Raw genomic sequence first — 21039 nt, forward strand, 5'->3', positions numbered from 1 at the left:
GTTACATTTTGGCCATTATTCCCAAATTTGGTATATTCGTAGTTGGTTTTTTAGTTATAATTATTCAAAAATTATGTTGCAGTGGTTAATGGAAATTGTATATGTCTATGTTACATGTAGTGTATCATATCATTTTGAAAAAACAGTAATGTGTGGAGATGTGTTTTGAAGAGTCTCTCAAGATTTTCTACTGGAAAAAAATCTGTTATTGGATTTTGTCTGATTTTTTCAATTCTAATTTTTGGAAACTTTTCAATTCCAATAAATTCTGCATTTGCAAATGATGGGTCTGCACATCTTGGTGTTTCTTACTCTCTGACATTTGTTCCTTCACCTCCTACATTTGGTGGTCTAGGTGTTATGATAGTAGATGTTGAAGCTGATCCTACATCTGCACTTGCCACTGATGTTAATATTCATCTAGAGTCTGCACCAGGATTAATTTTAGATAAAGCACTAACCACCTCAACTTGTTTAGAACCCAATGAACAAACACCTCCTGATCTAAACTATGATCCTTCTCTTGGATTTATTGTAGATTGCAATGTTGGTGACATTACTCCAGGAACATCTTCTGGTGCTGCTATTGTTTTTAATTTAGGCTCTTCTGGTATTAGTCCTGATTCATTTCTTGAATTAAGTACTACTAATCTTTCAAATGATATTACATATGTTGATCCTCAAACAGTGGAATTCAGCTGTACCACTTGTCCAAAACCTTTGGTCATCACAAGCCCTGCAGATAACACAGTAACAAATGATAACACTCCAAACATTATGGGCACATCACAAAAAAATCACAACATTTCATTAAATGTTGTTGGAGTTGGCGTTAACAACACTCTAACCACAACTTCTACAAATGGCGGTACATGGCAATTTAACAATTTATCTCCACCATTGCCTGATGGAACATATGTCATTACTGTAACTGATACTCAAGCACTGCCAGAACCTGTTTCAGATTCTATTACTCTAATAGTTGATTCTTCAACCTTTATCACCATTGATCCATCCTTGGATGGCTCTATTACAAATAATCCAACTCCAAGTATTTTTGGTACTGCAGAGCCCAACTCTACAGTTGAAGTATTCATTGATGGCGCCTCTATTGGTACCACAAATTCAGCAGCTGGTAATTGGAACATTGTCTCACCTACACTCTCTGATGGTTCATACTCTGTAACTGCAACTGTGACTGATCTTGGAGGAAACACTGCATCAACATCGCCAATTACAATAACTGTTGACTCGTCAATTCTGATCACAATAACATCTCATTCAAATGGTCAAATAATCAACAACAACACACCTGTCTTTGCTGGAACTTCTGAACTAAACTCTATTGTTGAGCTCTTTGTTAATGGAACCTCTATAGGAAACACAAATGCTACTGATGGCACTTGGTCAATTCCATCCCCTCTTCTCTTGGATGGCATTCACTTCATTAACGCAACTGGAACTGATGGACTAGGAAACACAAATTCTATTTTAATCTCCATACTAGTTGATACTAGCACATTTGTGGCATTTGATCCTTCCTTGGATGGTGCATCTACAAATCACTTTCATCCTATAATTTTTGGTACTGCAGAGCCTAACTCTCTTGTTGAGATTTTCATAGATGGAATATCTATTGGCACCAAAACTGCTGATACTAGTGGTGCATGGTCAAAAACTTCTCCTGCACTAACAAATGGACCTCATACTATTACTGCAACTGCAACTGATACTATTGGAAACACTGCATCAGCAGTGCCAATTACTCTGACTATTGACACTGTTGTACCTACTGTTGTAATGTCCTCTACTGCTGCACCAATTACCAATGTTTCACCAATTCCATTTACTGCTACATTTAGCGAACCTGTTTTTGGCTTGTCAGAATCTAAAATTATAGTGCTTGGCACTTCTGTAGTTACACCGGGATCTCTTAGTACTGTTGACAATATTGTTTACACCTTTACTGTAGATCCTGCCGCAAATGGCAGTATTCCAGTAAAAATTGTTGGAAATGTCGCACAGGATGCTGCAGGCAATGCAAATTTGATATCAAACACTCTTACTGTGATTTATGATGATATCCCTCCATCTCCTGTTGTGTCCTCTACTGCAGCACCTGTAACTAACATCTCCCCAATCCCATTTACTGTAACATTCAATGAAGTTGTTTCAGGACTTGAAGAAAGTGAAATTGTTGTCTTGGGTGGCTCTATTACTCCTGGCTCGCTATCTACAACTAACAGTAAACTGTACACATTTTCAGTAGTTCCTGTTTCTGATGGAATAGTAAATGCTACAATCCCAGCCGGAGTTGTACAAGACAATGCAGGAAATCAAAACACACTGTCTAACACACTAAATATAGAATACGATACTACCATCTCAATTACTATTTTATCTCACATTAATGGTGAGGTCACAAATGATAACACACCTACATTCTTTGGTACATCTGATCCTGGCGCCAATGTTGATCTTTTGGTTGACTCTGACATAGTTGGAAGTACCGTAACAAACTCATCAAGTATTTGGACTGTTACTCCTCTGGATCCTATATCTGATGGTGTTCACCTAATTACCGCAAATGCAACTGATGCTGCTGGAAACTCTGTATCTATAACTATCACCATTGATACGGTTCCTCCTTCTGTTGTGCTGACCTCATCATCACCATCTCCTACTAATCAATCTCCAATCTCATTTAATGCAACATTCTCTGAATTGGTGACAGATCTTAGAGAAGATGATATTGTTGTTATTGGAGGCACTGTGGATGAGAATTCGTTATCTCCTCTTGATGATGTTGAAACTTTGTTTTACACATTTACAGTTATCCCTACATCTGATGGAATAGTAAATGCTACAATTCCTTTTGGAGTTGCAGAAGATGAGGCAAGCAATACCAATACTGCATCTAACACAGTAAGTATTGATTACGATACTACCGTCTCCGTTTCAATTACCTCTCCAGTTGGTGGTACCACTACAACTGATAACACTCCAACCATCTCTGGTACAACTGAACCTGGCGCCTTGGTCAAAATCTTTTCTGGTGCTGTGCTTTTGGGTGATACTACTGCATCTGCATCTGGCACTTGGTCATTTACTCCAAGTTCTCCTCTGTCTGATGGCTCAAAGAATATCAAGGCAGAAGCAACTGATCTTGTTGGAAATCAGGCTAGTGTATTTGTTATATTTACAATAGATTCCACTGCCCCAATAATCACACTAAATGGATCAAACCCACAAAATGTTCCAATTGGAGGGACATACACTGAACTTGGTGCAACAACTGATGATGGCTCAACTGTAATAATTGATTCAACAGGGGTGGACGTTAACACTTTAGGAACATACTTTGTATTTTATGATTCAACTGATGCTGTAGGTAATGTTGCAACTCAGGTAACTAGAACTGTCAATGTAGTTGATTTATCAATTCCAATAATCACACTACTTGGTGACAATCCTCAATTCATTGAACTAGGTGATGGTTACACCGAACTTGGAGCAACTGCAACTGATGTGCCTGATGGTGACATTTCAAGCTCAATTGTAATTGATGCATCAGCATTTGTTGATGCACTTGGATCATATGATGTCACTTATGACGTAACTGACTCTTCAGGTAATAACGCAATTCAGAAAATCCGAAATGTAACTGTAGTTGATACCACTGCTCCTGTTATACTGCTTGATTCGTATTCTGAAACTATAGAGTTAGGTGGCACATACAATCCTGCAAATGCAAATGCCACTGATAATGATCCTGCATATGTTGAGGATATTGTTATTGGAGGCGATGTTGTTGATGTTAACGTAGCTGGAACATACACTGTTACTTTTAGCACCAGTGATCCTTCTGGAAACATTGCTGTTGTTAATCAAATTGTAAATGTTGTAGATACTACAAAACCAGTAATCACACCAAATGGTGCAAGCGCAACTGTTGAGCTAGAGGCAGCCAACTCCTATGTCGAAGCAGGTGCAGTAGTAACTGACAACGATCCGGCATACTCTGAAGTAGTAACTGTTGGCGGAGATACCGTTGATACCTCTGCAGTCGGAGTTTACACTGTAACCTATGATGCTCCAGCTGATGCTGCAGGAAACATCCCAGACCAACAATCAATCACAATAACCGTAGTTGACACAACTCTTCCAACCTTTGATGTAAGTGGACAAACCGCTGACTTTGCAACCAATGTTGTATTTGGCGGAGTATACACTCCTGGTGTAATTCAGAATGCATTTGATATCTCTGGAATTGCATCAAGTGTAATTGGAGGAGACACAGTTGACACAAATGTCGCTGGAACCTATGTTGTAACTTATACTGTAACTGACAACAATGGAAACTCTTCTGTAATCACTGAGACTGTAACTGTCGGCGCTGATACTGAGAAACCAGTAATCACACCAAATGGTGCAAGCGCAACTGTTGAGCTAGAGGCAGCCAACTCCTATGTCGAAGCAGGTGCAGTAGTAACTGACAACGATCCGGCATACTCTGAAGTAGTAACTGTTGGCGGAGATACCGTTGATACCTCTGCAGTCGGAGTTTACACTGTAACCTATGATGCTCCAGCTGATGCTGCAGGAAACATCCCAGACCAACAATCAATCACAATAACCGTAGTTGACACAACTCTTCCAACCTTTGATGTAAGTGGACAAACCGCTGACTTTGCAACCAATGTTGTATTTGGCGGAGTATACACTCCTGGTGTAATTCAGAATGCATTTGATATCTCTGGAATTGCATCAAGTGTAATTGGAGGAGACACAGTTGACACAAATGTCGCTGGAACCTATGTTGTAACTTATACTGTAACTGACAACAATGGAAACTCTTCTGTAATCACTGAGACTGTAACTGTCGGCGCTGATACTGAGAAACCAGTAATCACACCAAATGGTGCAAGCGCAACTGTTGAGCTAGAGGCAGCCAACTCCTATGTCGAAGCAGGTGCAGTAGTAACTGACAACGATCCGGCATACTCTGAAGTAGTAACTGTTGGCGGAGATACCGTTGATACCTCTGCAGTCGGAGTTTACACTGTAACCTATGATGCTCCAGCTGATGCTGCAGGAAACATCCCAGACCAACAATCAATCACAATAACCGTAGTTGACACAACTCTTCCAACCTTTGATGTAAGTGGACAAACCGCTGACTTTGCAACCAATGTTGTATTTGGCGGAGTATACACTCCTGGTGTAATTCAGAATGCATTTGATATCTCTGGAATTGCATCAAGTGTAATTGGAGGAGACACAGTTGACACAAATGTTGCTGGAACCTATGTTGTAACTTATACTGTAACTGACAACAATGGAAACTCTTCTGTAATCACTGAGACTGTAACTGTCGGCGCTGATACTGAGAAACCAGTAATCACACCAAATGGTGCAAGCGCAACTGTTGAGCTAGAGGCAGCCAACTCCTATGTCGAAGCAGGTGCAGTAGTAACTGACAACGATCCGGCATACTCTGAAGTAGTAACTGTTGGCGGAGATACCGTTGATACCTCTGCAGTCGGAGTTTACACTGTAACCTATGATGCTCCAGCTGATGCTGCAGGAAACATCCCAGACCAACAATCAATCACAATAACCGTAGTTGACACAACTCTTCCAACCTTTGATGTAAGTGGACAAACCGCTGACTTTGCAACCAATGTTGTATTTGGCGGAGTATACACTCCTGGTGTAATTCAGAATGCATTTGATATCTCTGGAATTGCATCAAGTGTAATTGGAGGAGACACAGTTGACACAAATGTCGCTGGAACCTATGTTGTAACTTATACTGTAACTGACAACAATGGAAACTCTTCTGTAATCACTGAGACTGTAACTGTCGGCGCTGATACTGAGAAACCAGTAATCACACCAAATGGTGCAAGCGCAACTGTTGAGCTAGAGGCAGCCAACTCCTATGTCGAAGCAGGTGCAGTAGTAACTGACAACGATCCGGCATACTCTGAAGTAGTAACTGTTGGCGGAGATACCGTTGATACCTCTGCAGTCGGAGTTTACACTGTAACCTATGATGCTCCAGCTGATGCTGCAGGAAACATCCCAGACCAACAATCAATCACAATAACCGTAGTTGACACAACTCTTCCAACCTTTGATGTAAGTGGACAAACCGCTGACTTTGCAACCAATGTTGTATTTGGCGGAGTATACACTCCTGGTGTAATTCAGAATGCATTTGATATCTCTGGAATTGCATCAAGTGTAATTGGAGGAGACACAGTTGACACAAATGTTGCTGGAACCTATGTTGTAACTTATACTGTAACTGACAACAATGGAAACTCTTCTGTAATCACTGAGACTGTAACTGTCGGCGCTGATACTGAGAAACCAGTAATCACACCAAATGGTGCAAGCGCAACTGTTGAGCTAGAGGCAGCCAACTCCTATGTCGAAGCAGGTGCAGTAGTAACTGACAACGATCCGGCATACTCTGAAGTAGTAACTGTTGGCGGAGATACCGTTGATACCTCTGCAGTCGGAGTTTACACTGTAACCTATGATGCTCCAGCTGATGCTGCAGGAAACATCCCAGACCAACAATCAATCACAATAACCGTAGTTGACACAACTCTTCCAACCTTTGATGTAAGTGGACAAACCGCTGACTTTGCAACCAATGTTGTATTTGGCGGAGTATACACTCCTGGTGTAATTCAGAATGCATTTGATATCTCTGGAATTGCATCAAGTGTAATTGGAGGAGACACAGTTGACACAAATGTCGCTGGAACCTATGTTGTAACTTATACTGTAACTGACAACAATGGAAACTCTTCTGTAATCACTGAGACTGTAACTGTCGGCGCTGATACTGAGAAACCAGTAATCACACCAAATGGTGCAAGCGCAACTGTTGAGCTAGAGGCAGCCAACTCCTATGTCGAAGCAGGTGCAGTAGTAACTGACAACGATCCGGCATACTCTGAAGTAGTAACTGTTGGCGGAGATACCGTTGATACCTCTGCAGTCGGAGTTTACACTGTAACCTATGATGCTCCAGCTGATGCTGCAGGAAACATCCCAGACCAACAATCAATCACAATAACCGTAGTTGACACAACTCTTCCAACCTTTGATGTAAGTGGACAAACCGCTGACTTTGCAACCAATGTTGTATTTGGCGGAGTATACACTCCTGGTGTAATTCAGAATGCATTTGATATCTCTGGAATTGCATCAAGTGTAATTGGAGGAGACACAGTTGACACAAATGTCGCTGGAACCTATGTTGTAACTTATACTGTAACTGACAACAATGGAAACTCTTCTGTAATCACTGAGACTGTAACTGTCGGCGCTGATACTGAGAAACCAGTAATCACACCAAATGGTGCAAGCGCAACTGTTGAGCTAGAGGCAGCCAACTCCTATGTCGAAGCAGGTGCAGTAGTAACTGACAACGATCCGGCATACTCTGAAGTAGTAACTGTTGGCGGAGATACCGTTGATACCTCTGCAGTCGGAGTTTACACTGTAACCTATGATGCTCCAGCTGATGCTGCAGGAAACATCCCAGACCAACAATCAATCACAATAACCGTAGTTGACACAACTCTTCCAACCTTTGATGTAAGTGGACAAACCGCTGACTTTGCAACCAATGTTGTATTTGGCGGAGTATACACTCCTGGTGTAATTCAGAATGCATTTGATATCTCTGGAATTGCATCAAGTGTAATTGGAGGAGACACAGTTGACACAAATGTCGCTGGAACCTATGTTGTAACTTATACTGTAACTGACAACAATGGAAACTCTTCTGTAATCACTGAGACTGTAACTGTCGGCGCTGATACTGAGAAACCAGTAATCACACCAAATGGTGCAAGCGCAACTGTTGAGCTAGAGGCAGCCAACTCCTATGTCGAAGCAGGTGCAGTAGTAACTGACAACGATCCGGCATACTCTGAAGTAGTAACTGTTGGCGGAGATACCGTTGATACCTCTGCAGTCGGAGTTTACACTGTAACCTATGATGCTCCAGCTGATGCTGCAGGAAACATCCCAGACCAACAATCAATCACAATAACCGTAGTTGACACAACTCTTCCAACCTTTGATGTAAGTGGACAAACCGCTGACTTTGCAACCAATGTTGTATTTGGCGGAGTATACACTCCTGGTGTAATTCAGAATGCATTTGATATCTCTGGAATTGCATCAAGTGTAATTGGAGGAGACACAGTTGACACAAATGTTGCTGGAACCTATGTTGTAACTTATACTGTAACTGACAACAATGGAAACTCTTCTGTAATCACTGAGACTGTAACTGTCGGCGCTGATACTGAGAAACCAGTAATCACACCAAATGGTGCAAGCGCAACTGTTGAGCTAGAGGCAGCCAACTCCTATGTCGAAGCAGGTGCAGTAGTAACTGACAACGATCCGGCATACTCTGAAGTAGTAACTGTTGGCGGAGATACCGTTGATACCTCTGCAGTCGGAGTTTACACTGTAACCTATGATGCTCCAGCTGATGCTGCAGGAAACATCCCAGACCAACAATCAATCACAATAACCGTAGTTGACACAACTCTTCCAACCTTTGATGTAAGTGGACAAACCGCTGACTTTGCAACCAATGTTGTATTTGGCGGAGTATACACTCCTGGTGTAATTCAGAATGCATTTGATATCTCTGGAATTGCATCAAGTGTAATTGGAGGAGACACAGTTGACACAAATGTCGCTGGAACCTATGTTGTAACTTATACTGTAACTGACAACAATGGAAACTCTTCTGTAATCACTGAGACTGTAACTGTCGGCGCTGATACTGAGAAACCAGTAATCACACCAAATGGTGCAAGCGCAACTGTTGAGCTAGAGGCAGCCAACTCCTATGTCGAAGCAGGTGCAGTAGTAACTGACAACGATCCGGCATACTCTGAAGTAGTAACTGTTGGCGGAGATACCGTTGATACCTCTGCAGTCGGAGTTTACACTGTAACCTATGATGCTCCAGCTGATGCTGCAGGAAACATCCCAGACCAACAATCAATCACAATAACCGTAGTTGACACAACGTCTCCAGTTCTTACAATTATAGAGCCAATCATCCCATTAACTGAAACTGAAGGCACATCTATTTTCTTCAGTGCCACTGCAACAGATATTGGAGATGGTGACCTTACATCTGATATCACTTGGACTTCTAACCTTGATGGACTACTCCACACTGGTGGATCATTTACTACTAACACATTATCCGTAGGCACTCACACCATCACAGTATCAATCACTGACTCATTTGGTAATGTCTCAACTGAAATAATCACGGTTATAATAGAATCATTAATTGACAATCCTCCAGTTCTTACAATTGTGGAGCCAATCAGTCCATTAACTGAAACTGAAGGCACATCTATTTTCTTCAGTGCCACTGCAACTGATGCTGAAGATGGTGACCTTACATCAGCAATAGAATGGACTGAAGGCGTAACGCTACTTCACACTGGAGGATCTTTCTCAATTAGTACATTATCCGTCGGTCTTCACACAATCACTGCAACAGTTACTGACTCATTTGGTAATGTCTCAACTGAAGACATCTTAGTTACAATAGAGGTATTAGTTGATGTTCCACCAGTAGTTACAATCACCGAACCAACAACACCAATCACAGTCAATGAAGGAACATTACTCAACTTTGCAGGAACTGCAATAGATGCTGAAGATGGTGATATCTCTACAACACTAGACTGGAATTCAGACTTGGATGGATCAATTGCAACAGATACTGCATCTTTCTCAATTAGCACATTATCAGTAGGCACTCACACCATCACTGCAAGTACAACTGACTCATTTGGTAATCTTGGTTCTGACACAATCACCTTTACAGTAGAGTCTACTGTTATTGGTACTGTTCAAGAACAAAAACAATCAATTATTGACGAATTAGAGAATCTAAAACCTTCAGCACAATCATCTAAGACAATCAAAGATATTGATCATGCAATAAAGAGAATACAAAAAAGTCTTGATCCAAAATATTGGGAAGATGAAAACACATTAGCTCCAAAACAAGGACACCATTCAATCCATGAAGAAGAAAAGGCTGTAAAGAAATTAATGGAGATCATTAAGAAAGGAAATGAATCTTCTGTATTCTTAGAGTCTATTCAGGGTATTATTGACAAGATAACCTTAATTGATAAAACATTTGCAGAAAATGCCATTTCAGAAGCCCAGGCATCTGATCCTACTGAAAAGCTTACAAAGAGAATTCAAAAAGCAATTGAAGAATTTGAAAAAGGTGTATCTGATGAAAATAATGGTAAATTTGACAAGGCTATTCACCATTATGAAAAAGCATGGATGATTATTTCAGTATTAAATCACATCCAAGGCCTTAATGATGAGTTTGAACCCGAAAATGAAAATGAGAATGAATTCTCTGAAGACAAAGACAACAAGAAGGACAAAGACTACAAAGTAGACGATGAGAATGAATCCTCTGAAAATGAGACATATGAAGACAAATCAAAAGATGATGATGTAGAAGAGTCAACAGAAGAGGAAAATGAGACATATGAAGACAAATCAAAAGATGATGACAAAGACAAGGATGATGATTACAAAGAATTTGTAACTGCCGACGTAGATGTTAGTTCATCCACATCTGTTTCTTCAGATGAAGAGTCAACAGAAGAGGAAAATGAGACATATGAAGACAAATCAAAAGATGATGATGTAGAAGAGTCAACAGAAGAGGAAAATGAGACATATGAAGACAAATCAAAAGATGATGATGTAGAAGAGTCAACAGAAGAGGAAAATGAGACATATGAAGACAAATCAAAAGATGATGACAAAGACAAGGATGATGATTACAAAGAATTTGTAACTGCCGACGTAGATGTTAGTTCATCCACATCTGTTTCTTCAGATGAAGAGTCAACAGAAGAGGAAAATGAGACATATGAAGACAAATCAAAAGATGACGACAAGAAGGATAAAGACGACAAGAAGGATAAAGACGACAAGAAGGATAAAGACGACAAGAAGGATAAAGACGACAAGAAGGATAAAGACGACAAGAAGGATAAAGACGACAAGAAGGATAAAGACGACAAGAAGGATAAAGACGACAAGAAGGATAAAGATGATTAGCTAAAGAAATTCTTGGTTTTTTAAAATAATCAAAAGACTTTCATTTCAGCATTCTCCAGAATTCTTAATGGGTGACATCAAACAAGTAATTGTAGTTAGAACTGATCTTGATATGGGTAAGGGAAAAATTGCAGCCCAGGTTGGTCATGCCTGCGTATTGGGTGCAGAACATGTCCGAAAATCCCATCCAGAATGGTATGAGAAATGGTGGACAGGTCAAGAAAAAGTGGTAGTAAAGGTATCTGGCATTAAAGAGTTAGATGAAGTAAAAAGACATGCAATTGATCTGAATCTTCCATGGTCAGAAGTAACTGATGCGGGCCATACTCAGATAGCACCTGGTACTACTACATGCATCTCAATCGGTCCAGCTCCTGAAAATTTAATTGATAAAATTACAGGTGATCTGAAATTATTGTAATTATTTTTTGGAATAAGATATAACAAGGCTTGATATTTTTTCAAATGTGAAGAAAAAAGCAATTTTTGTTACCGTCTTTTTTGGATTTATTTTACTCTCATCTACTGTACTGATCACATTGCCTGGAATACTTCCTGCCGAAGATGATCCAGAAATGACTCTAACTGGAACTCCTGCTGATAATTTCCCTAATGAACAACGAGCACAATTTTGTGGCTCTGGAATACCAAAGTCTACTGCGTATGTCCAAGAGTATGCAATTCCAACAGAATGTACTAATCCACTTGCAATTGTAACTGATTATGATGGAAATGTTTGGTTCACTGAAACTAATACTGGAAAACTAGGAAAGTTTGATCCTAACACATTGACATTTACTGAATATGATAATCCTTCATGGCCAAAAGGTGGACGCTCTATGATGTGGGGAATTGATTACTCTCCAGATGGCTCAGTATGGTTTACTGATGAGACATATGATTCTGTTTGGAAGTTCTCCACTCTGACTGAAAAATACAATCGATTAGAATATCCTTCAGAAGGTAATTCACTACCACAAAAACTCAAAGTGCATGGCTCTCAAATTATTATTAATGACTTTACTGGAAATAAACTAACATTTTTAGATCCTACACTAACTGAGAATGTGAACTATCTGAGTATCCCATCTCCTGTTGATAATTCAGTTACTGCCGACTTTGCAGTAGATCAGGACAACAATGTCTGGTTTACTAATTGGTTATTCCAGCAAGGTGGGGTCCTAGTCAAATTTGACCAAAATGCATACATGAATACTGCTGCCAAATCCGTTGACAAATTTTTACCATTAATGGATTACATTGAAATTTATCAGTTACCCCCAGAACTCTTAACACCAAATGGTGCAGTAGTTTCTGATGATGGTATAGTTTGGTTAGCCGATACAACATCCTCATCATTCTTTAGTTTTGATCCCACTACTGAAATATTCACACAATATATCACAGCAGATCCATTATTGAGTACATATGGTAATCAAACAGGAGTAGTCAAATCCCTAATCTCAAGACCATACTGGATAGAGTCCGATGAGCAAGGACGAATCATATTCAACGCACAAACTGCTAATAATATCTCCGTAATGGATCCAAAATCTCAATCCCTAATAGAATATCATATTCCATCAAAGAATCCATACTGGGCAGATTGTGATCCTGGAACTGGAATGATGATATCTGATTGTGGATTAGCTCAAGTTTTCGACTTTACCGTAGATGGACAAAAAATTTGGTTCACTGAATGGGTTGAAAACAACATTGGGGTAATTGACACTAGTATGCCATTACCTCTTGAAATTCAATTAGAATCTAATTCTATTACTTTATCGCCAGGTGATTCAAAACACTTTAACTTTATAGTCTCACCAAAATCCCAAAATGATATTGGTGTTTCTCTAATTTTATCTCCAACTCATGAATTCTTGCAAATAATTCCTGATCATAAAACCCACGAGTCATTTCAATTAGACTTTGATGCTCCACGACCAATTCATACAACAATATCTGCATCTTCAGATGCAATTCCAGGAATTTACAAAATTCTAGTTGGGGCTCAATTATCTGATGTTGCAATTAGTAAATTCATTACAGTGACAATAGAGTGATCCCTGATTTAGATTCACAAATTGGTATTGATGTTTACAGTACTAATTTTGTTGGCATTGGAGGAAAGATAAGAGATTCCCCTGAAGACTTTGAAGTATTTGAAATAATTTCAGAAAAATCTCAAAAGGCAATAGGAGATAATGATGGGTATGCTGTTTACAAGTTACGAAAAAAAAAGATTGATACTAATCATGCTCTATCTGATATTTTTAGAAAAAAAGGTATTCGTCTAAAATCCCTTGGACTAAAAGATGCATCAGCAATTACAGAACAGTATGTGTGCTCTGGCAATAAAGGAAATGCAATTGAGGATTATTCTACTGAAAAATACTCTCTTAAAAAAATAGGCTATGTCAAAAAACCCCTATCAAAAAAAGACATGATATCTAACCATTTCAAAATAAAAATTTCTAATTGCTCTGATGGCTTATGTGATTTTACTGAATATGAAAAAATTCTAAATTTTTATGGATATCAGAGGTTTGGCTCTAAAAGAGCAGTAACTCATCTGATTGGCAAAGCAATATTGCAGAGAAACTTCCAAAAAGCAGTTGATTTGATTCTCAGCTTTACATCTTCATATGACTCAAAAGAGAATACTGAGATTAGAGAAAAACTCCAAGATAAGGAAAATTACTCCAAATTTTATGATCAGGTCCCAAAACAGATGGATATTGAAAGAATTGTTCTAAAAGAAATGATTGATTCTAATGATTATTCAAAGGCAATTCGGGCCATTCCTCTGTCATTGAGACGATTTTACATTCAGGCTTACCAGTCTTTTATCTTTAACAAATCTTTGAGTATGGCATTTTCTGATGGTGAGAATCTTTTTGAGGCAAAAACAGGTGACGTTTGCTTTGATGATCATGGTGTGATTGGAAAACATGTACAGGGAATGGATCAAAATTTGGCATTACCTTTCGTTGGTTATTCCTATTACAAAAAAACAAGATTTGACTATCAAATCTCCCAGGTCTTGGCTCAAGAAGAAATCTCTCCAAAAGATTTCTACATTAAAGAGATGCAAGAAGTAAGCAGTGAAGGTGGATTCAGACAAGCTGCAATTCATGTAACTGATTACTCTTCTAATGATGATGTAGTGGAGTTTTCTCTGTCAAGAGGATCTTTTGCAACCATATTACTTAGAGAAATTATGAAACCTCAAGATCCTATCCTTGCAGGTTTTTGAGATCTATTGTGATAATTTCTTAGATGTCTTTAAGTTGATGTTTTATAATAACTCGTCATGGAAAAAGCATACATGTTGATTAGTTGCGAAGTTGGAGGCGAACAAGATCTATATGATGTTCTAAATAAAATTCCTGAAGTAAAAAGTTGTATTATTACATATGGTAGTTATGATCTAGTTGCAGAATTTGTTACAGAGAATGCATCAGAAATGAATCATGTTATAACATCAAAAGTTAGAAAACTATCTAAAATTAGAAGTACTATCACATTACGCGTAATTAACTAGATTTTTTATAATACCTGATTCCAATACCTGTCCCAATTATGATTACTCCTACAATTGCAATTTGCATTCCATAACTAATCCAGTCTGGATTATAATACATGAACGATGTTTCCGGTCCCACAACTCCGTATCCTTGCAGATGAAAAATAGTGCCCATTACTCCTATGACTATGCCTATTACTATTGGTAGATTTTCTAACTTCATCAAATACAATCTCCTTTGTGTGATTAAAAAGGGTAAACAGAATTGATAATTTGACCAAATGATTTTTCGATTTGATCTTTAATGACTATCTTAAGATGCAAAATATTGTATAATTGGAATTATGCTGATGAATCTCATGGTCATAAATATTTGGGATTGATACTGTTCTCATCTGCTGCTTTAATGGCCGTAATGCTTTTTCTTGTTTTTCATCCTCAAATTGAGGCCATTAACAAGGAATCCCCGATTCTAATTAATCTGATGTTTGTCCCAGCTATGGCCATAGGATTTCTATATGGTGTAAGAATTACTGAAAGAGCCGTTGACCCTGGTGAAATAAGAAGTTCCTTTAAGCGTTCAATTACAAAAATTTTCTTGTTCTTTTTTGTAATTGGTGGGATGTTTAGCTCTGTAAATTTTGCAATTAATGGGGGAAGCATAATGCCTGAGATTTCAATTTTAGAAGATGGTTTGTTGCCATGGTTAAATGAATTTGTTACAGCAAATGGAGGAGCTACATTTCTAATTATTACCAGTATTACATTGATGGCAGGTGCAACTAAAAGAATAGTTGGAATGAACACTGGAGTCTTAAACAGATTAGTGACATTTGTTGGAACCTTTATCTTCTTTACAATGTTGGCACTAAGCTTTACAAAGTCTGATCCTACATCTTCTGGTGTATTTCTGTATACTTTTTATCAAGCAGGAATTGTTGGTGGTGCATTTTTTGCAATGAACAGACTAACCAAAAATAAAAACATGTTAGAAGACTTTGCTAATGGGTACTAGTTTCTACTTGTCTAAATCTACATAAACGCCAGAAATTTTGTTATTAATCCTATCCAAATATTTCTCACAACTTTTATCTTCAAAGTTATTTTCTTTACATTCATTGAAATGCAATGTATTGTGTCTTTGAATATTATCTGAATATAGCACATCATCGCCTATTGCAAGTGCTAGTAATCCAACTGCAGCTAAACTTGCAGCTACCACAATCATAGAATATCCTACCTTTGCATGATTGTGTGGCTCTTTCATTTACAAAAAATCCATAGCTCTTGAATTTAATCTTTTCAAGTTGATATTTTGCGATCAAAATACTAGAACTAGTGGTTTTTTTGGGAAAAAAAGAAAAGACAGTACTCAAAAATACCTTCATTGAGCATACAAATTCTTCAATATGAGTTTCTAGGACCGATCCCCCTTGATGAATGGGGACCTCCTATGGAGAAATTGGTATATTTGATATTGTCTAGAGATAAGGACAGATTTAACATAATTTATGCTGGAGAATGTGAAAAAACCGAAGAAAAATCCTATTTTGTTCAACATTCACAATTTCAATGCTGGATAAAACAATCTGGTTCAGAAAAATCCCTTTATCTTGCAATATTGCCAATGTTTGAATCAAGTGAAATTCAACGCCAGAATGTTCTTACCCGAATTAATCAACGATACAACCCACCATGTAATACTGAAACAGTAGAGTCAAAACCTGATTATGTTGTAAGGACATCCGAATCTGAAAAGATAACTTGTGCCTGCTGTGGTGCAGAAATGAAATCAGAGAAAATTCTTGAAAAATCTACTTTATACCGATGTACTAGTTGTGGAATAAGTGATACAAGACTTAATTCTTGATTTTGTTTTGGACATCAAATAGTTGAAGTGTTAACAAGTCTATTGCCTTTTTTAAATGCTGAAATTCGTTAATTGAATGAATCTGTCCTTCTACTAGTAATCTCATAATTTTAACCGTGTTTTTTTGAAAATCATCTGCTGCAACAATTTCCATAGCATTGATTTTTGATAAAATATTATCCAAGTCCTTTATCATTTCATCAGATGGTTTGTGTTTTTCCATGAATTTTTGTAGTGTATTTTACTATATGAATTGTTACAAGAGTTCTTCATCAATTTCTTGTATTGGATCCAAGTACTGCTGACAAGTACATGTTGGAATCTGGCATTTGCCCATCTTAATCAACGAATTACTATCTTCATTTGGAATATGGGCCTCATCTGTATGATGACATCTCTTACAATTCATAATTGAAAATTATAACTCTATTATTTAAGCCCAAAAGTTATGGAATTAGAACAGCTCTTGCCTTAATTTCAGAATCTTTTAATTTTTTTAAAACTTCATTTGCCTTCTCTAATGGAAATACTTCTGATATCACCTCTAAATTTCTCTCATCACATATTTTGATTACTTGCTCCATGTCTTTTGTAGAACCAATCAGAGTTCCTCTGATTGTTTTTTCTTCAAATGCCATAAATGCCGGTTTTTCTCCAATTGTTGCAATAACTATCAGTCCTCCCTTCTTTACTGCCTTTATTGCAGTATCAGTAACGATATCTGCTGGTGCAAAAACAATTGCAGCATCAAGCAGACCATGTTTCTCTTTAAGATTAGTAAGAAATTCTTCTTGGTTTTCCGAGAATCTCAAAGTATCTATGGCGCCTAATCTTTTTGCCACATCTAGATGATTCTGTGATCTAGAAAATGCAATAACATCACAGTTTTCTACTTTGGCAAATTGAACTGCCATATGTCCTACTCCTCCAATTCCAAAAATTCCTATTTTTTTGTGAGACTGTGGTTCTGAGGCTTTCACTGCTTTGTATGCAGTAATTCCAGCACAAAATAATGGAGCAGCATATTCAGGTTTCATGTTTGTTGGAACTTTTGTTGCAAAATCTTCTGCAACTGTAATGTATTCAGTATATCCTCCTTTGTAAGACTCGCCAGTAATTGTTGATGATTCGCAGAGATACTCTTTTCCTTCTTTGCAATATTGACAAATTCTGCATGCCTCTAAAAGTGGTGTGATCCCAGCTCTATCCCCAACTTTGAATTTTGTAACTTTGTTGCCAACTTGTATTACTTTGCCAACAAGCTCATGACCTGGCACTGTTGGAAGATCTGGCGGAATTCCTATGTCTAACCAATCTCCTTCAATTCCGTGAAGTTGTGAATGACAAACTCCACAAGCCTCGATTTTTAACAAAATTTCTTCAGGTCTTTTAATTTCATGTCTATCTATACTAGTTAATTTTAATGGATTATTCTCAATTTTATCACATTTTTCAAGTACCATTGCACGCATCTTTTCCATGATTAGATAAAATCACTTACTGGATTTTAAGATTCGCAAATAAACTATGGTGAATTTAGATTTTTGAACTCCAAACATTTTGAATCGAATTCATTAAGATATTTTTTTACATTGATTTGTTTATCTTTGATGTATATTTCACAGGTCTCTGGGTCTATCAATTTACTAGCATTATCAATATTTGTCATATATTGAAAAATTAAAACACCCACAAGAATAATTATCAAAATTATTGGTAGTCTTCTCTGAGTAATATCCACACATTTTTTTAAATAATTTCTAACTTAAGCGTATTGAAAATTACCATGTTCTCAAAATATGCCATTAGAAAAATAAAGGACAAGATTTACTGTAAATTGTGAGTAAAATTTCTGAGGAAGACAAAGAAAGAGTTAGACTATTGCAACTTGTCACATCATCAAAACATGAATTTAAAAAACTCTCAGTTGCTCAATTAAGAAGATTACAAGAATTAGTTGAAAAAAAAGACTACAGTCATGACAAAAAGGCCCATAAATCAAAAGTCAAATTACTAGCAAAGATTAATGTGCGAATCTATGAATTAGAAGAGGGACGAGGAATTTGGGGATAATTTCTTTTAATTAGGTACAAATATTCTAATGAATCTGAATTATTGTGGCAGAAAACAAACTCATCAATGAAACCAGTCCCTATTTACTTCAACATGCACACAATCCGGTTGACTGGTATGGTTGGAATGATGAGGCTTTACAAAAAGCAAAAAATGAAAACAAACCTATCTTTCTAAGTATTGGATATAGCTCATGCCATTGGTGCCATGTGATGGCTCATGAATCATTTGAGAATGAAGAAGTTGCCAAATTTATGAATGAAAATTTTGTTAATATTAAAGTAGACCGAGAAGAGAGACCAGACATTGATGACATCTATCAAAAAGTTTGTCAGATAGCTACTGGTCAAGGCGGTTGGCCTTTGAGTATTTTTCTTACTCCCGATCAAAAACCATTCTATGTTGGAACCTATTTTCCTGTTTTAGATTCGTATGGACGACCGGGGTTTGGAAGTATTTGTAGACAACTCTCACAAGCATGGAAGGAAAAACCAAAAGACATTGAAAAAGCAGCAGAAAATTTTCTTGACGCATTAAATAAAACTGAAACAATCAAGGTTCCATCTTCATTAGATAGGGTTCTACTTGATGAGGCTGCAATGAATCTGTTTCAATTAGGTGATGCAACTTATGGTGGATTTGGCTCTGCTCCAAAATTTCCCAATGCTGCAAACATTTCATTTTTGTTTCGTTATTCAAAACTTTCTGGACTCTCAAAATTCAATGAATTTGCACTAAAGACTCTTAACAAAATGGCAAAAGGTGGAATATTTGATCAAATAGGTGGTGGTTTTCATAGATATTCCACTGATTCAAGATGGCTAGTACCTCATTTTGAGAAGATGCTCTATGATAATGCCTTAATTCCAGTAAATTATGCAGAGGCTTATCAGATTACTAAGGATCCTTTCTATCTTGAGGTTTTACAAAAAACATTAGACTTTGTTTTACGTGAAATGACTTCTCCACAAGGTGGATTCTATTCTGCATATGATGCAGATTCTGAAGGAATAGAAGGAAAATTCTATGTATGGAAGAAAAGTGAGATAAAAGAAATTCTGGGAAGTGATGCTGATCTTTTCTGTCTTTACTATGATGTAACTGATGGTGGAAATTGGGAAGGAAACAATATCTTGTGTAATAATCTCAATATTTCTACAGTTGCCTTTAATTTTGGAATTACTGAAGATAAAATAAGAGAAATTCTTCAAGCATGTTCTGAAAAACTGTTAAAAGTTCGCTCAAAAAGAATCCCTCCTGGTTTGGATGATAAAATACTCGTATCTTGGAACTCGTTAATGATTACTGCATTTGCAAAAGGATATCGTGTAACTGGAAATCCAATATATCTTGATGCTGCAAAAAAATGCATTTCGTTTATTGAAGAAAATCTCTTTGATAATGACAAGCTACTTCGAACATACAAAAATGGGACTGCAAAAATTGATGGATATCTAGAGGATTACTCTTATTTTGCAAATGCATTACTTGACGTATTTGAAATTGAACCTGAATCAAAGTATCTTAAACTTGCCTTGAAATTAGGTGATCATCTGGTTGAACATTTCTGGGATTCCAAAAACAATAATTTCTTTATGACTTCTGATGATCATGAACAACTAATCATTAGACCAAAAAGCAATTATGATTTATCTTTACCATCTGGAAATTCGGTTTCTGCATTTGTAATGCTTAGACTATATCACTTTTCTCAAAAACAAGGATTTCTTGATATTACTACAAAAATTTTAGAATCTCAGGCTCAAATTGCAGCTGAAAACCCTTTTGGATTTGGCTATCTGTTAAACACATTATCAATTTATCTTGAAAAACCATTAGAGATTACTATACTTAATCTTGAAAATTCAAACCTTTGTAAGAATATACTTACAAGGTATTTGCCCAATTCATTTTTGGTCACAATTCAAAATTCAAACCAACTAGAAAAACTATCTGAATTTCCATTCTTTGCAGGAAAATCTTTTCCTGATAAGACATCTGTGTATGTGTGTAAAAACTTTTCTTGCTCTTTACCTTTATCAAATATTGAAGAGATTGATTCTCATCTTTAGGATTTTTTCAAATTAACTTCGATTGTATTGCCAACTTGAGGTCTTCCCATATTCTCATATCTTGATTTTGGCATTGCAATAGTGATCTGTGTTTGCTGATATGATTTTATATTCACTGTTGGTTGTGCTTGCAATATTGCTTCAAGCAATGGCATAACTTGTTCTTTAGTTTCATTATCAAGTTTCTTTGAAACATTTTCAATAATCATTTGTTTTTGAGAGATTGGCTCAGTTGAAACATTCTCAATAAGTGTAAGCTGAATCATTTGACCATTATCGACAATTTGTGTGATTCTGAATTCATTAGTATCTGACAACGCTTTGATGTG

General features: G+C 37.2%; 15 protein-coding genes. 9 read left to right on the forward strand and 6 right to left on the reverse strand.

Annotation, left to right across the window (positions count from 1 at the left end; translation table 11 throughout):
* The first annotated feature begins 165 nt into the window (after positions 1 to 165).
* From ACX119_RS03080 to ACX119_RS03100, 5 genes are all read left to right on the forward strand, one after another.
* Entirely contained in the window at positions 166 to 11169 is an 11004-nt protein-coding gene (locus tag ACX119_RS03080; protein ID WP_459351671.1) for an immunoglobulin-like domain-containing protein, read from the forward strand.
* Positions 11170 to 11236: 67 nt separating this feature from the next.
* Entirely contained in the window at positions 11237 to 11590 is a 354-nt protein-coding gene (pth2, locus tag ACX119_RS03085) for a peptidyl-tRNA hydrolase Pth2 (RefSeq protein WP_459351672.1), read from the forward strand.
* Between the two features lie 46 nt (positions 11591 to 11636).
* Positions 11637 to 13232, forward strand: coding sequence for a Vgb family protein (locus tag ACX119_RS03090; protein ID WP_459351673.1), 1596 nt, complete (start codon positions 11637 to 11639; stop codon positions 13230 to 13232).
* Positions 13229 to 14425, forward strand: a complete 1197-nt coding sequence (gene truD, locus ACX119_RS03095; protein WP_459351674.1) for a tRNA pseudouridine(13) synthase TruD — start codon at positions 13229 to 13231, stop codon at positions 14423 to 14425. The genes ACX119_RS03090 and truD overlap by 4 nt, the downstream gene beginning before the upstream one ends.
* A 57-nt stretch (positions 14426 to 14482) precedes the next feature.
* On the forward strand, positions 14483 to 14713 hold the full coding sequence (locus ACX119_RS03100; RefSeq protein WP_459351675.1) for an Lrp/AsnC ligand binding domain-containing protein: 231 nt from the start codon (positions 14483 to 14485) through the stop codon (positions 14711 to 14713).
* On the opposite strand, the gene ACX119_RS03105 is transcribed toward ACX119_RS03100, so the two are convergent.
* Positions 14706 to 14918, reverse strand: coding sequence for a hypothetical protein (locus ACX119_RS03105; protein WP_459351676.1), 213 nt, complete (start codon positions 14916 to 14918; stop codon positions 14706 to 14708). The genes ACX119_RS03100 and ACX119_RS03105 overlap by 8 nt on opposite strands.
* Positions 14919 to 15023: 105 nt before the next feature.
* Here ACX119_RS03105 and ACX119_RS03110 point away from each other — a divergent pair, with 105 nt between their 5' ends.
* Positions 15024 to 15710 carry a hypothetical protein gene (locus tag ACX119_RS03110; protein WP_459351989.1) on the forward strand — a complete coding sequence of 229 codons (687 nt, stop codon included), beginning with the start codon at positions 15024 to 15026 and terminating at the stop codon, positions 15708 to 15710.
* Positions 15711 to 15713: 3 nt separating this feature from the next.
* Here ACX119_RS03110 and ACX119_RS03115 read toward each other — a convergent pair whose 3' ends face one another.
* Entirely contained in the window at positions 15714 to 15962 is a 249-nt protein-coding gene (locus ACX119_RS03115) for a hypothetical protein (protein ID WP_459351677.1), read from the reverse strand.
* Positions 15963 to 16082: 120 nt separating this feature from the next.
* On the opposite strand from ACX119_RS03115, the gene ACX119_RS03120 reads away from it, so the two are divergent.
* Complete coding sequence (locus tag ACX119_RS03120) at positions 16083 to 16565, forward strand: hypothetical protein (protein ID WP_459351678.1); 483 nt, start codon at positions 16083 to 16085, stop codon at positions 16563 to 16565.
* Here ACX119_RS03120 and ACX119_RS03125 read toward each other — a convergent pair.
* Genes ACX119_RS03125 through ACX119_RS03135 form a run of 3 tightly spaced genes read right to left on the reverse strand, consistent with a single transcriptional unit; the run spans position 16555 to position 18046 of the window.
* A complete protein-coding gene (locus tag ACX119_RS03125; RefSeq protein ID WP_459351679.1) occupies positions 16555 to 16788 on the reverse strand; it encodes a hypothetical protein in 234 nt (77 codons plus the stop codon). The genes ACX119_RS03120 and ACX119_RS03125 overlap by 11 nt on opposite strands.
* 33 nt (positions 16789 to 16821) lie before the next feature.
* Complete coding sequence (locus ACX119_RS03130; protein WP_459351680.1) at positions 16822 to 16974, reverse strand: hypothetical protein; 153 nt, start codon at positions 16972 to 16974, stop codon at positions 16822 to 16824.
* A gap of 37 nt (positions 16975 to 17011) precedes the next feature.
* Positions 17012 to 18046 carry an alcohol dehydrogenase catalytic domain-containing protein gene (locus ACX119_RS03135; RefSeq protein WP_459351681.1) on the reverse strand — a complete coding sequence of 345 codons (1035 nt, stop codon included), beginning with the start codon at positions 18044 to 18046 and terminating at the stop codon, positions 17012 to 17014.
* 358 nt (positions 18047 to 18404) lie between these two features.
* Here ACX119_RS03135 and ACX119_RS03140 point away from each other — a divergent pair, with 358 nt between their 5' ends.
* Positions 18405 to 18638: a hypothetical protein gene (locus ACX119_RS03140; RefSeq protein WP_297592866.1), complete on the forward strand. Its 234-nt coding sequence runs from the start codon at positions 18405 to 18407 to the stop codon at positions 18636 to 18638.
* 44 nt (positions 18639 to 18682) lie between these two features.
* The gene (locus ACX119_RS03145; RefSeq protein WP_459351682.1) at positions 18683 to 20710 is read left to right on the forward strand and encodes a thioredoxin domain-containing protein; all 2028 of its coding nucleotides are present in this window, start codon (positions 18683 to 18685) and stop codon (positions 20708 to 20710) included.
* On the opposite strand, the gene ACX119_RS03150 is transcribed toward ACX119_RS03145, so the two are convergent.
* On the reverse strand, positions 20707 to 21027 hold the full coding sequence (locus tag ACX119_RS03150) for a hypothetical protein (RefSeq protein WP_459351683.1): 321 nt from the start codon (positions 21025 to 21027) through the stop codon (positions 20707 to 20709). The genes ACX119_RS03145 and ACX119_RS03150 overlap by 4 nt on opposite strands.
* Positions 21028 to 21039: the final 12 nt, after the last annotated feature.

Source organism: Nitrosopumilus sp. S4, from assembly GCF_054515835.1.

Coding starts and splice junctions, on each gene's coding strand:
- ACX119_RS03105 (WP_459351676.1), bottom strand. CDS start 14,918: ATGAAGTTAGAAAATCTACCAATAGTAATAGGCATAGTCATAGGAGTA.
- ACX119_RS03125 (WP_459351679.1), bottom strand. CDS start 16,788: ATGGAAAAACACAAACCATCTGATGAAATGATAAAGGACTTGGATAAT.
- ACX119_RS03115 (WP_459351677.1), bottom strand. CDS start 15,962: ATGAAAGAGCCACACAATCATGCAAAGGTAGGATATTCTATGATTGTG.
- ACX119_RS03135 (WP_459351681.1), bottom strand. CDS start 18,046: ATGGAAAAGATGCGTGCAATGGTACTTGAAAAATGTGATAAAATTGAG.
- ACX119_RS03100 (WP_459351675.1), top strand. CDS start 14,483: ATGGAAAAAGCATACATGTTGATTAGTTGCGAAGTTGGAGGCGAACAA.
- pth2 (WP_459351672.1), top strand. CDS start 11,237: ATGGGTGACATCAAACAAGTAATTGTAGTTAGAACTGATCTTGATATG.
- ACX119_RS03130 (WP_459351680.1), bottom strand. CDS start 16,974: ATGAATTGTAAGAGATGTCATCATACAGATGAGGCCCATATTCCAAAT.